General features: G+C 63.3%; 9 protein-coding genes, 1 pseudogene and 1 riboswitch. Of the genes and pseudogenes, 6 read left to right on the top strand and 4 right to left on the bottom strand.

Annotated features, from left to right (window positions below; translation table 11 throughout):
* Positions 1-90: 90 nt before the first annotated feature.
* Positions 91-207: pseudogene (locus tag CLU88_RS23165) on the top strand (VOC family protein); the annotation flags it as partial.
* 97 nt (positions 208-304) lie between these two features.
* Positions 305-1,735, top strand: coding sequence for a delta-60 repeat domain-containing protein (locus CLU88_RS00880; protein ID WP_099654978.1), 1,431 nt, complete (start codon positions 305-307; stop codon positions 1,733-1,735).
* A 218-nt stretch (positions 1,736-1,953) separates the two neighbouring features.
* Here the strand turns inward: CLU88_RS00880 and CLU88_RS00875 are convergent, their stop codons facing one another.
* Positions 1,954-2,883: a LysR family transcriptional regulator gene (locus CLU88_RS00875; RefSeq protein WP_099654977.1), complete on the bottom strand. Its 930-nt coding sequence runs from the start codon at positions 2,881-2,883 to the stop codon at positions 1,954-1,956.
* Between the two features lie 177 nt (positions 2,884-3,060).
* On the opposite strand from CLU88_RS00875, the gene CLU88_RS00870 reads away from it, so the two are divergent.
* From CLU88_RS00870 to CLU88_RS00855, 4 genes are all read left to right on the top strand, one after another.
* Positions 3,061-4,254, top strand: coding sequence for an acyl-CoA dehydrogenase (locus CLU88_RS00870; RefSeq protein WP_099654976.1), 1,194 nt, complete (start codon positions 3,061-3,063; stop codon positions 4,252-4,254).
* Positions 4,255-4,463: 209 nt separating this feature from the next.
* On the top strand, positions 4,464-5,735 hold the full coding sequence (locus CLU88_RS00865) for a CaiB/BaiF CoA-transferase family protein (protein WP_099654975.1): 1,272 nt from the start codon (positions 4,464-4,466) through the stop codon (positions 5,733-5,735).
* Between the two features lie 196 nt (positions 5,736-5,931).
* Positions 5,932-6,918, top strand: coding sequence for a tripartite tricarboxylate transporter substrate binding protein BugE (locus CLU88_RS00860; protein ID WP_099654974.1), 987 nt, complete (start codon positions 5,932-5,934; stop codon positions 6,916-6,918).
* 282 nt (positions 6,919-7,200) lie between these two features.
* Positions 7,201-8,790 carry a methyl-accepting chemotaxis protein gene (locus CLU88_RS00855; RefSeq protein ID WP_099654973.1) on the top strand — a complete coding sequence of 530 codons (1,590 nt, stop codon included), beginning with the start codon at positions 7,201-7,203 and terminating at the stop codon, positions 8,788-8,790.
* Between the two features lie 33 nt (positions 8,791-8,823).
* On the opposite strand, the gene ppk2 is transcribed toward CLU88_RS00855, so the two are convergent.
* The 3 genes from ppk2 to CLU88_RS00835 all read right to left on the bottom strand — a co-directional run bounded on the left by ppk2 (position 8,824) and on the right by CLU88_RS00835 (position 12,181).
* Positions 8,824-10,086, bottom strand: a complete 1,263-nt coding sequence (gene ppk2, locus CLU88_RS00850; RefSeq protein ID WP_099654972.1) for a polyphosphate kinase 2 — start codon at positions 10,084-10,086, stop codon at positions 8,824-8,826.
* A gap of 285 nt (positions 10,087-10,371) precedes the next feature.
* Positions 10,372-10,899 carry a 6,7-dimethyl-8-ribityllumazine synthase gene (locus CLU88_RS00845; protein WP_099654971.1) on the bottom strand — a complete coding sequence of 176 codons (528 nt, stop codon included), beginning with the start codon at positions 10,897-10,899 and terminating at the stop codon, positions 10,372-10,374.
* A gap of 476 nt (positions 10,900-11,375) precedes the next feature.
* Positions 11,376-11,554, bottom strand: a riboswitch (FMN riboswitch).
* 144 nt (positions 11,555-11,698) lie between these two features.
* Positions 11,699-12,181 (bottom strand): hypothetical protein, encoded by a 483-nt coding sequence (locus tag CLU88_RS00835; protein WP_099658542.1) that lies wholly within the window; start codon positions 12,179-12,181, stop codon positions 11,699-11,701.
* Positions 12,182-12,345 lie beyond the last annotated feature (164 nt).

Below are 12,345 nucleotides of genomic sequence, written 5' to 3'. Positions count from 1 at the left end.
CGCCACAGTCTAATAACACTTGGGCGACGCTTAAAACCGTGCCACCCAACACCCCTTTATTGGTGAGCCACTTCGCATTTCGCGCCAACTCCACTCAATGAGTGGAACACCCGAAAGGGGTAATGGCGCAAGAAGGGTTCTGAAGGCAAGGTGGCTGCGCCGTTGAAGCCGCAGCAGAATGACCGGCCGGAGTTTGTGCGCGATTAACAAACGGTGCGGGCAGCAGCGATAACTTCTCGAAACAGAACGAAAGTTCAATATTAGTTCACAATGTTTTCGTTTCTAACAGCATTGAAAACCTCCCATGCGTATTGCGTACACCCTGCCGTCTATAGCCATACGAACCGTTTTTTCCACCGCTGGCCTGCTCGTTTTTCTGACCGCATGCGGAGGCGGTGGATCAGGTAACTCGACCCCAACGGTGCCGACAAGTAACCCGCTCAAATTGGATACAACTTACGGCGCTGGAGGGACTGCTCAAGTCAATTGGCCAGTTCCGTCCGCTTTGGTACTGCAATCCGATGGCAAGTTAATTTTGGCGGGATCACGACAAACAGCACCGCTACCGGCCGGTAGCTGGACAGGGCGCACCGCCCGTGAAGTATTCGCCATCCGGTTGACTGCGAACGGTGCACTAGACACCACGTTCGGGACCAACGGGGAAGTAAAGATTTCCATACTAGGTAGCGACACGCCAAGCGATATTAAATTGCAAAAAAACGGGCGCATCCTAGTCGCAGTCAATGCGGCCCAGCCGTGTTCCGTTCAAGAGCATTCACTCACCGCACCCTGCCTCACATCTGCTGGTTCGAACGCCAAGTATTCCAGCCAATTGATAGCACTTACGCAGGAGGGTGCGATCGATAAAACGTTTGGCGAGAGCGGCGTGGCATCCACTGCTGCAAGCCGCAACCCCGAGTCCCTTTCACTTGCCGTCCATAGTGATCAACGCATTTTCCTGCTGCGTTCAACCGGGTATGAACTGATAGGGCTGAGTGAATATGGCCGCGTTTTAGATATGTTCTCTGCAGATGGCGTGTTAGCTCAAAAAACTACCACAGCCAATTCAGCGTCTGAATGTTTGGCCTCCGGCACTTCGTTGCTCATTCAAAACTCAGGCAGGATTGTGTCGGCGGGAACGCGAGGCGGGACCACTTACACGGATCCTGCAGAACACCCAGGGGTCTGCATTGCGACGCATTCCCAAGACACCGGTGAGCAGACTTCAAACACTTGGACTAAATTGGGTGGCAACTTGGGGTTTCGGTCGCTCCAACCGACATCTGAAGGCGGCTTCATGTCCATTGGTACCGTTTGCGATGCCAACAATGACAGTTGCCAACTGGGCGTCGCCCGTTACGGCACTGAAGGCACATTGCAATCGTCCTTCGGGACTAGCGGCATTGGCAAAATCGGGCTACCGGCGAGAACAAACCTCCAGTCTGCTGTACCGCTGCCGGACGACAGTCTGATGGTCTTAGGCAGTCGCGTCGTGTATGGGGAAAATTTCAGCAACCCCCAGGCAGGTGCGGTGTGGGTGCGCATGAAAGCCAATGGGTCTGCTGATACTGATTTCGGTACTGGAGGGGTCTTTACAGGCCCCCTCTCCAACCAATCACCCATTCGCTTACTTCCCGACGCGCAAGGGCGTTGGTTAATGATCAGTTATGACGCCCTGACTGCCGGACCGACCAGTTTCCAAATACAGCGTTTGAGCGGATGGAGTCAGCCATAAGTCACCCGTGGCGCAATGGAGACTGCAATCAGTTCATCGACCCTGCTACGCCGTCACGGGCAGCACTTGCAAACATCTCCATTGCAGATTTGAAAAGGGCGTCGCAGGGCTGCTGATGCTGCCTGCGTGGTGCTCTGATTCATTCCTTGCTCTCAAGCCACCTGGCGGTCAGCTGAAACACATAACCAGCTGCGAATCTACGGAATACGAACGTCGCTCTACGCGGCTTTCGCCACATGGAATAGCCACCGCGAAAACGCCTGAAGCACCGGCGACTGCTCCGGCGCATTCGGACTGACCAGGTAATAGCCGCGCTCGCCGCGCAACGGTTTTTGGCAAGCCACCACCAGATCGCCACTGGCCAATTCGGCCTCGATCAACATGGGCGGCATGAGCGCCACGCCCATGCCATGGGTGGCTGCCACCGCCAGCATGGAGAACAATTCGTAGCGCGGGCCGTCCAATGCGCGGGGGGCGTCCACTCCCATCGCATCAAACCACTGCCGCCAGGCGTATGGGCGTGTGCTTTGCTGCAGCAAGGGCAAGTCAGCGAGGGCTTCGGCGGCTACGGGCTGGTGGGCTCGGCCCCGGCCTCTGGGCGCTGTGGACTCCAGCAGGCGCGGGCTGCACACGGGCAAGACCTCTTCGTGCATCAGCAACTGGGCCTGCACGCCGGGCCAATTGGCAACCTGCTCGGACGTTCCTGCATACAAGGCGGCATCGAAGGTAGTGTCGGCAAACAGAAAAGGCCGCGTCTGCGTATCGATGTGCACCACGATGTCGGGGCGCACCTGCGCCAACTGCGGCAGGCGCGGTATCAGCCAGCGGGTGGCGAACGTGGGCACTGCCGCCAGCGACAGCGTGCCGCCCTCGCCCTGGTGGGCCATCACATCGAGCGTGTCGCGCTCCAGCCCCTGCAGCCAGCGCGCCACCTGGCGGCCATAGTGTGCGCCGGCGGGCGTGAGCACCACGCCGTGGCGTGTGCGGCGAAAGAGCTGCACGCCCAAAAACTCCTCCAGCGCCTGGATCTGGCGCGAAACGGCGCTTTGGGTGAGCGAGAGTTCCTGCGCGGCGCGGGTGTAGCTCTCGTGGCGGGCGGCGACTTCAAAACAGGCCAGTGCCTGGGTCGATGGAATGTTGCGGCGCATGATGAAGAGGAACTTGTAGTTGACCTTTCCACCATGGAGCGGTGGCCGGCAAGTATTCCATACATTCCATAAACGCATGTCTGGATGAAAAGAACTCGCTTGCGGGGCGCCACGCCACAACCTACGATGCACCCCAGACCCGTTTCTTTTCACGCTTCTTTCGACTTGGAGACACACATGGCCAACGCCGCTTTTCAATGGGATGACCCGTTCCTCCTGAGCCAGCAACTGACCGACGACGAGCGCGCCATCCGCGACGCCGCCGCCGCCTATTGCCAGGACAAGCTGGCACCTCGCGTGCTCGACGCCTTCCGCCACGAGAAGATGGACGTGAGCATCTTTCGCGAGATGGGCGAAGTGGGCCTCTTGGGGCCCACCATCCCCGAGCAGTACGGCGGCCCCGGCCTGTCGTACGTGGCCTATGGCCTGATCGCCCGCGAAGTCGAGCGCGTGGACTCGGGCTACCGCTCGATGGCAAGCGTGCAGTCGTCGCTGGTGATGGTGCCCATCCATGAATTCGGCACCGAAGCGCAAAAGCAGAAGTACCTGCCCAAGCTCGCCACCGGCGAGTGGATTGGCTGCTTCGGCCTGACCGAGCCCGACCACGGCTCCGACCCCGGCAGCATGGCCACGCGCGCCTACAAGGTCGATGGCGGCTACAAGCTCAAGGGCAGCAAGATGTGGATCACCAACAGCCCCGTGGCCGACGTGTTCGTCGTCTGGGCCAAGGAAGTGTCCGAAGGCGGTGCCGTGGGCCCCATCCGCGGCTTTGTGCTGGAAAAGGGCTGGAAGGGCCTGACGGCCCCCGCCATCCACGGCAAGGTGGGCCTGCGCGCCTCCATCACCGGCGAGATCGTGATGGACGATGTGTTCGTGCCCGAAGAAAACGCGTTTCCTGAAGTGCAGGGCCTGAAGGGCCCCTTTACCTGCCTGAACAGCGCGCGCTACGGCATCGCCTGGGGCGCCCTGGGTGCGGCCGAGTTCTGCTGGCACACCGCCCGCCAGTACACGCTGGACCGCAAGCAGTTCGGCCGCCCCCTGGCTGCCAACCAGCTGATCCAGAAGAAGCTGGCCGACATGCAGACCGAGATCGCCATCGGCCTGCAGGCCTGCCTGCAGTTCGGCCGCATGAAGGACGCGGGCACGGCCAGCGTGGAAGGCACATCCATCATCAAGCGCAACAGCTGCGGCAAGGCCCTGGACATTGCCCGCCTGGCGCGCGACATGATGGGCGGCAACGGCATCAGCGACGAGTTTGGCGTGGCCCGCCACCTGGTGAACCTGGAAGTGGTGAACACGTATGAAGGCACGCACGATGTGCATGCGCTGATCCTGGGGCGTGCGCAGACGGGGATTGCAGCGTTTTCGTGACATCACCCTGAGGCGCTACGCGCCTTCCCCCCTTCTCTCAGCTTAGCCGGGAAGGGGGACGACACCCTCGCTGCGGGGCGGCCCTTGCTCGGCGTCCCTGGCATGGAGACACGCCCACCTCACCCCTCATGCCAATCTCACACGTTTTTGGACTCTAACGCTTTATATACAAGCGCTAGCAGCTATCAATTTTATAGTTCACTAACCCCATGACCACACCCATCCCCAACGCAGGCGCCCTCGCAGGCATCAAGGTGCTCGACCTCTCCCGCGTGCTGGCCGGGCCGTGGTGCACGCAGATCCTGGCCGACCTGGGCGCGGACGTGGTCAAGGTGGAGCGCCCCGGTGTGGGCGACGACACACGCCAGTGGGGCCCGCCCTTTTTGAAGGATGCCGAGGGCAACGACACCAACCAGGCCAGCTACTACACCGCCTGCAACCGCAACAAGCGCTCCGTCACCATCGACATGGCCTCACCCGAGGGCCAGGCGCTCATCCGGCAGATGGCGCAAGAGGCGGACATCGTGGTGGAGAACTTCAAGGTCGGTGGCCTCAAGCAATACGGCCTGGACCACGAGAGCCTGCGCGCGCTCAACCCGCGCCTCATCTACTGCTCGGTCACCGGCTTCGGGCAAGACGGGCCGTACGCCGAGCGCGCAGGCTATGACCTGATGGTGCAGGCCATGACGGGCCTGATGAGCATCACGGGCCAGGCCGACACCGAACCCGGCGGCGGCCCCATGCGCGTGGGCGTGGCCGTGATCGACCTGTTCACCGGTCTGTACGCCAGCAACGCCATTCTGGCCGCGCTGCATGTGCGCGACAACGCCACCAGCGGCACGGGCCAGGGCCAGCACATCGACATGGCGCTGCTCGACGTGGGCATGGCCGTGCTGGCCAACCAGGCCTCGGGCTTCCTGGCTACGGGCAAGGCGCCTGGGCGCATGGGCAACAGCCACCCCAGTCTCGCGCCCTACCAGGACTTTGCGACCGCCGACGGCAACATGCTGCTGGCCATTGGCAACGACGGCCAGTTCCAGCGCTTTTGCGCCGCCGCAGGCCAGCCCCAGTGGGCCAGCGACCCGCGCTATGCCACCAACACGCTGCGCGTGCAAAACCGCACCGACCTGATCCCCGCCATGGAGGCCGTGACGCGCACCCGTACCACCGCCGACTGGATCGCCCTGCTGGAAGACAAGGCCGTGCCCTGCGGCCCCATCAACACCATTGCCCAAGCGTTTGACGACGCGCAAGTGCAGGCGCGCGGCCTGGCCGTATCGTTGCCACGGTGGAAGGATGGCGAGGCAGGCGATGGCGTGCAACAGATCACCGGCGTGGCCAGCCCGCTGCGCCTGTCGGCCACACCGCCGGTGTTGCGCAACGCGCCTCCGGCCCTGGGCCAGCACACCGACGAGGTGCTGCGTGAACTGGGGTTGGATGACGCGCGCATTGCAGCGCTGCGGGCCACCAAAGCCATTTGACCGGTTCCGCTTCACCGCTGGACGGCTTGAAGCAACGCCAAACGCTCAGGGCGGCTTGCGCCACCCAGCGGCGCTGCCACAGCGCCCGCCAAGTGGTGTGGCCACTCTGACAACCCCCAGGGCGCACAGGCGCCCTTTGCTGCGATTCCCTGCGCCAGCCTGTGCTGCCCGCCACGTATAACAAGGAGACAACACCATGATCCGTCGCACCGCCCTGTCCCTGGGCGTCCTCGCACTCGCCAGCACCGCCGCTGTTATCGGCACAGCCGCACACGCCCAAACCGCTTGGCCCACCAAGCCAATTCGCCTGCTGGTGCCATTTGCCGCCGGGGGTACGACCGACCTGGTGGCCCGCACCATTGCCGAGCCCCTGGGCCGCGAACTGGGCCAGCCTGTGGTGGTGGAAAACAAGGGCGGCGGTGGCGGCAGCATCGGCGCCGCAGAAACAGCCCGCGCCACCCCCGACGGCTACAACCTGGGCGTGGCCACGGTGTCCACCACCGCCACCAACCCGGCCATCAACCCCAAGATTCCGTACAACGTGGCCACCGACTTCACGCCCATCGTGAACATTGCGGCCACCCCCAACGTGATTGCCGCCAACCCCAAGCTGCCGTTTCACGACTACAAGGGCATGCTGGCCACCATCAAGAAAGAGCCTGGCAAATACGCCTATGCCTCGCCTGGCAACGGCAGCATCACCCACCTGATGATGGAGATGTTCAAGCTGGACACCCAGACTTTCATGGTGCACGTGCCCTACCGAGGGTCCGGCCCTGCGCTGACCGACGCGGTGGCCGGCCAGGTGCCGCTGATTTTTGACAACCTGCCCTCCGCCCTGCCCTTCATCAAGGAAAAGCGCCTGGTCGCCCTGGTGGTGGCGGCGCCGCAGCGCGTGGCCGCCTTGCCCGATGTGCCCACCTTCAAAGAGGTGGGCCTGGAGCAAGTCAACCGCATGGCCTATTACGGCATCGTGGGCCCCAAAGGCCTGCCCAAGGACATCGTGGACAAGGTGAACGCGGCCATGCGCAAGGTGGTGCAAGACCCCGCTATCCGCAAACGCATTGAGGAGACGGGCTCGATCATCATGGCTGACACCCCGGAAACCTTTGCCAAACAAATGCGTGAAGAACTGGCCGTCTACAAAGACGTGGTGGCCAAGCAAAAGCTGACCATGGACTGAACACCTGCGCCCACCTGGGCACCTTCAGGCCTTGGGCATTTGCCCCTCTGAGCCCCGCCCTGTGCGGGGCTTTTTCTTGGGCAAGTCACTTCGCACAGCAGCGCCCTGCGATTGCAGCCACCGCCACCCACCCGCTCAGTTAGCTCTTCCCAAACGCCAGATAAATTTTAATAATTGTGATATTTGTGACAATGGTGATAATAGACAGCACACACCGAACCCCTGTCGCACTGCCGCTTTCCGATTGCCAAGCCGGACTCCGTGTCCACGAAAGGATGTTCCATGAAACTCAGTGTCAAGCTCCCACTCGCATTCGTGACTGCGCTGCTGCTGCTCATGATGGCTGCGCTGTTCGGCATCCAGCAGCTCAACCAGGCTCTGAACGTGTACGAAACCACGGTGGCCCACAACTACGAGCACGAGCGGCGGGCTGCCACCATGCTGCAAGACTTCAAAGTGCAGGTGCAAGAGTGGAAGAACGTGCTGCTGCGCGGAAAGGACGCCGCCCAACGCGACCGCTACTGGGCAGCCTTTCAAAAGCAGGAAAAAGCCGTGGCCCAGGCCGCCAGCCAGCTGCAAAGCGACCTGCCCAGCGGCCCGGCGCTGGACAAAGTGCGGGCCTTCAGTCAGGCGCACGAACGCATGGGCGCGGCCTACCGCAAGGGCTACGAGGCCTTTCAGGCCGCAGACAACGATGCCCAGGCAGGGGATAAAGCCGTGCAGGGCATGGACCGGGAGCCCTCGCAACTGCTGGACCAGGCGGGCGACCTGATTGCCCAGGCCAGCGCGGAGGTGGCCAAAGCGGCGGGCCAACGGGCCACTCAGGCCAACACCATCAGCCTGCTGGTGATGCTGGTGGTGTGCGCGGCCAGCGTGGTGGGGGCACTGGCGTTCAGCCGCTCGGTGGTGCGCCCCATTGGGCAGGCGGTGCAGGTGTCACAGGCCGTGGCCAAGGGCGACCTGACGGCCGCCAACCCGTCGCGCGGCAAGGATGAGATCGCACAATTGCTCAACGCCCTGCACGATATGCAAGGCAGCCTGGCCCAGGTGGTGCAGCGCGTGCGCACCAACGCCCACAGCGTGGCCGGTGCCAGCGCCGAGATTGCCACGGGCAACAACGACCTCTCCATGCGCACCGAGCAGCAAGCCAGCGCGCTGGAGCAAACCTCAGCCTCGATGGAGGAGCTCAACTCCACCGTGCAGGCCAACGCCGACAACGCGCGCCAGGCCAGCCAGCTGGCAGTGAATGCATCCTCGGTGGCAGTGCAAGGCGGCAACGTGGTGGCCGAGGTGGTCAGCACCATGCGCGGCATCAACGACAGCAGCAAGAAGATTGCCGACATCATTGGCGTGATCGACGGCATCGCCTTCCAGACCAACATCCTGGCCCTGAACGCGGCCGTGGAAGCCGCACGCGCGGGCGAGCAAGGCCGGGGCTTTGCGGTGGTGGCCAGCGAGGTGCGCAGCCTGGCCCAGCGCAGCGCCCAAGCCGCCAAAGAGATCAAGGGGTTGATCCACACCAGCGTGGAGCGGGTGGAGCAAGGCTCGGCGCTGGTTGATCAGGCGGGCACCACCATGACCGAAGTGGTGGCCTCCATCCGCCGCGTGACGGACATCGTGGCCGAGATCAGCGCCGCCAGCAGCGAGCAGAGCCAGGGTGTGAGCCAGGTGGGCGAGGCCATCACCCAGATGGACCAGGTCACCCAGCAGAACGCCGCCTTGGTCGAGGAAAGCGCTGCCGCAGCCGACAGCCTCAGGGTGCAAGCGCAGCAACTGGTGGAGGCCGTGGCGGTGTTCCGCCTGTCAGCGCACGATGCCGACACGCGCGCTCTGGCAGGCCCCGCAGGCAGCCTGCAATTGGCGGCAGGCTGACCACGCGCTGCTAGCACAGGTCACAAAGGCCACTCACAAAATCGCGCCCGGCTGCTCCCCGCGCTCGTACACCACGTGGGCGCGGCCCACGATCAAGGGGTCGAGCGTGCCCAGGCGTGCCAGGTCTTTGGCGGCATAGGGCAACTTGTGCAGCACGTAGCGCATCGCGTTCAGGCGTGCGCGCTTTTTGCAGTCGCTCTTGATCACCGTCCAGGGCGCATCGGCCGTGTCGGTGTCGCAAAACATGGCCTCTTTGGCGCGGGTGTAGTCGTCCCATTTGTCCAGCGATGCGGTGTCGATGGGGCTGAGCTTCCACTGCTTGAGCGGGTGCGCCTCGCGCTCCTTGAAGCGGCGGCGTTGCTCCTTTTGGCTGACCGAGAACCAGAACTTGATCACATGCACGCCGCTGCGCACCAGGTGGCGCTCAAACTCTGGCGCCTGGCGCATGAACTCGCTGTACTCGGCATCCGAGCAAAAGCCCATCACACGCTCCACGCCTGCGCGGTTGTACCAGCTGCGGTCAAACATCACGATCTCGCCCTGCGTCGGCAGGTGCTGCACATAGCGCTGAAAGTACCACTGGCCGCGCTCGGTCTCGGTGGGCTTTTGCAGCGCCACCACGCGCGCACCACGGGGGTTGAGGTGCTCCATGAAGCGCTTGATGGTGCCGCCCTTGCCCGCCGCATCGCGCCCCTCGAACAAGATCACCACGCGCTGTCCGGTCTCCTTCACCCAGGCCTGCAGCTTGAGCAGCTCCACCTGCAGCCGAAACTTCTCGCGCTCGTAGGTCGAGCGGCGCAACAGGTTGCGGTAAGGGTAGGCCCCCCGGCGCCAGTCGCGGGCCAGCTCCTCGTCGGGGTTGACGCCATCGGCATCTCCGTCGCCACTGGCCTCACGGCCCACATGCTGGCGCAGGGCCTCGTGCAACGCCTCCAGGTCGTCTTGCGATGCACCCTCCAGCAGCGCCCGCAGGCTGGCAATGCGCTGCTGGGTGGATTGGGTGGCGTCATCGCTGCTGAGCAAGGACAACACCGCTGCCGTCTGCTGCCCCTGCGCAGCCTGCACCGCTTGCTGCGCCACATGCCGGGCCAGCGTGGCGGGCTGCAGGCTGGGTGGCACATCCCCCCGTGCCACCGTGCGCACGGCGCGGGGTGGGGCCTTCACCACAGCCCCCGTCGCAGCGCTTGCGCGCCGGCGTGTGGAGGGCGCCGCGGCCTCCACATTGCCCAAAGGGCTGGAAGAAATCGAAGGGCTGGCCGAAGCGGATGGGGTGGTGGGAGCACGGCGTGATGTCATGGCAAGGTCTCCGGTTGGGTGCCCCTGGGGGCTACGCTGCAGACTGCATGAACTTCAAGGGCCATTCAGCAAGCGTCGCAGCGCACCTGGGTGCACGTCACAAAATCGTCAAAAACCCCATTCTTGCGCGCAGGGCTCGCAGCGATTTGACAGACATCAAGGCGGTTTGCAATAGCCAGCCATGCCCTGCAGCGAGCTTGAAGCGGGGCCGCCCTGTCTATATAAAAACACAGCCTAGCGCTTGATATACAAGCGTTATAAGCTATATTTTTAATAGCAAACCAATCACTCGCGGCCTGGCTCCACCAGGGCGCCCAGGTTGTCCAGCGTGGCCAGGCAGGCCTGGGCCACTTCAACGCCCTTCTTCACGAAGTGCTCGCGGTAAAAGCGCAGGTGGTCCTCGTGCTCGTGAAAGTCGCGGGGGGTGAGCACGGCAGACAACACGGGCACTTCGGTGTCCAGTTGCACACGCATCATCCCGTCGATCACGGCAGAGGTCACAAACTCGTGGCGGTAGATGCCACCGTTCACCACCAAAGCGCAAGCCACGATGGCATCGTAGCGCCCGCTGCGCGCCAGCTTTTTGGCCAGCAGCGGTATCTCGAAGGCGCCAGGCACCTCGTAGTGCACCACCTGGCTGGGCGACAAGCCACTGCGAGCGAACTCGGCCACCGCAGCATCGCGGGCCTGGTGAACGATGTCCCGATGCCAGTTGGCGCAGAGGATGGCCACGCGCTCGTTGCGGGGCACTGCGCTGGTGCGGCCCAACTCGGCGTTGGCGGCTGCGGCATGGGAATGGAAGGACTGATTCATGGACTTATCTCGTTGCGAAGAAAGGGTTACCAGAATCAGGGCGCGCGCGAACAAAGACCCCCGTGCAGCAAAAGGCACCCGCGCACAGCCCCGCCTGCATGGCACAGCCCACCTGCCCCGCTCCAAAAAGAGCACAGCAAGCCGACCACTGCCACGCGCGCAGCACCACACACGGGCACCCCACTGAACGTAAGAACCTGTTCAAAGTCTTTTTGGAGTTGCACAAGTGCCTTGCCGGGATGGGCTGCTAGGCGCAGCGCGCAGCCAATAGCCCGTGCTATTGGCAAGCGTTGCAACAACGCAGACCACCCGGCAAGACACTTGCCCTACGGGTTGGAGTGAAATCGGGCGCTTGGACGCCCCGGCTGCTTGCATGGGCACGAGCCCATGCGGCGCATCCAAGGCATCCACTCATCCCGATTGCACTCCAATGCAATCTCCAAAAAGACTTTGAACAGGCTCTAAGGCCCATGGCTTCGCGATCTCTTTCATCCGGACTGTGACCGTCGGCTCTGGCATCGCACCAGATCTGCTGACCCTGCGGGGTGGTTCTTCCAGAAGGAGGAACGGCCCTGCAGGCGCTCGCGGGCTCCTGCAACCTTGTCAGGCCACAGATACCGCCGGTGGGGAATTTCACCCCGCCCTGAGAACGCTGCCGGGCGTGAAAAGGCTCCAAGCCCGGCGCAGGCGATTCTAGGCCCACCCAGCCATGCCGTTGCCGTCGACCGCTTTGCCCACGTTGCCCACTCTGGCAGTGCGATTTTTCAGGGCTGCGTGGTCAAGCGCTGCTGTGCATGCCTCACCGGGGCCGCTCAAAGCCGCCCTCCGCCCAAGCAGCGGCACTGGCAACCGTGAGCTTGAAGGTGGGCGGCACACGCACGCGCCCCAGCTCTTCGCCCAGTTCATCCTCCGCGCTCAGGGTGGCCGTGGCGCCCTCTTCGTCCGGCACGATGGCCAGGGCCACGCGCAGGCGCTGGCCTTGCACGGTGACGTGCACGCTCTTGTTGAGCTGGGCATGCAACTGCTGCTCGTGGCGGCGAATCACCTCGCTGGCGGTTTTGACCAGGGTGTTGAAGGCCGACACATCCAGGGGCTTAGGGTTCTTCTTGTCGCGCCCCATGGTCCAAGGCCCCACCAGGGCGGGCTCGGCCTCGCCTTGCAGCGTCATCGCCACGGCCCAGCCGTCGTCGTCTTCGTTTTTGACGACACGCGCCGTCCAGCGGCCGTCGCTCCAAAGGCGTGGTTCCTGAACAGCGTCGGTCGTGTCGTGGGTGTCTTGCATGGGCGGGGCGAAAAAGGCCAAGGAGGCGAAGGAGGGGCGCAGAGCATAACGGCTCAGGGCACCTTGCACTGAAAGCTGCGATTCAGAGCCACCGAACAGGGCCATTGCACCGTCAAGCACAGCCCTTGCCTGCAGCCATCGACCTGTTTTTCAATAACTGTTCG

Origin of the sequence: Acidovorax sp. 56 (assembly GCF_002749705.1) — a bacterium.
Taxonomy (GTDB): domain Bacteria; phylum Pseudomonadota; class Gammaproteobacteria; order Burkholderiales; family Burkholderiaceae_C; genus Acidovorax.
This window is presented reverse-complemented; position numbering and strand designations above follow the sequence as displayed.

Bases quoted from the DNA above. Each gene is read 5' to 3' on its own strand.
- CLU88_RS00880 (WP_099654978.1), top strand. From the start codon at position 305: ATGCGTATTGCGTACACCCTGCCGTCTATAGCCATACGAACCGTTTTT.
- CLU88_RS00875 (WP_099654977.1), bottom strand. From the start codon at position 2,883: ATGCGCCGCAACATTCCATCGACCCAGGCACTGGCCTGTTTTGAAGTC.
- CLU88_RS00870 (WP_099654976.1), top strand. From the start codon at position 3,061: ATGGCCAACGCCGCTTTTCAATGGGATGACCCGTTCCTCCTGAGCCAG.
- CLU88_RS00865 (WP_099654975.1), top strand. From the start codon at position 4,464: ATGACCACACCCATCCCCAACGCAGGCGCCCTCGCAGGCATCAAGGTG.
- CLU88_RS00860 (WP_099654974.1), top strand. From the start codon at position 5,932: ATGATCCGTCGCACCGCCCTGTCCCTGGGCGTCCTCGCACTCGCCAGC.
- CLU88_RS00855 (WP_099654973.1), top strand. From the start codon at position 7,201: ATGAAACTCAGTGTCAAGCTCCCACTCGCATTCGTGACTGCGCTGCTG.
- ppk2 (WP_099654972.1), bottom strand. From the start codon at position 10,086: ATGACATCACGCCGTGCTCCCACCACCCCATCCGCTTCGGCCAGCCCT.
- CLU88_RS00845 (WP_099654971.1), bottom strand. From the start codon at position 10,899: ATGAATCAGTCCTTCCATTCCCATGCCGCAGCCGCCAACGCCGAGTTG.
- CLU88_RS00835 (WP_099658542.1), bottom strand. From the start codon at position 12,181: ATGCAAGACACCCACGACACGACCGACGCTGTTCAGGAACCACGCCTT.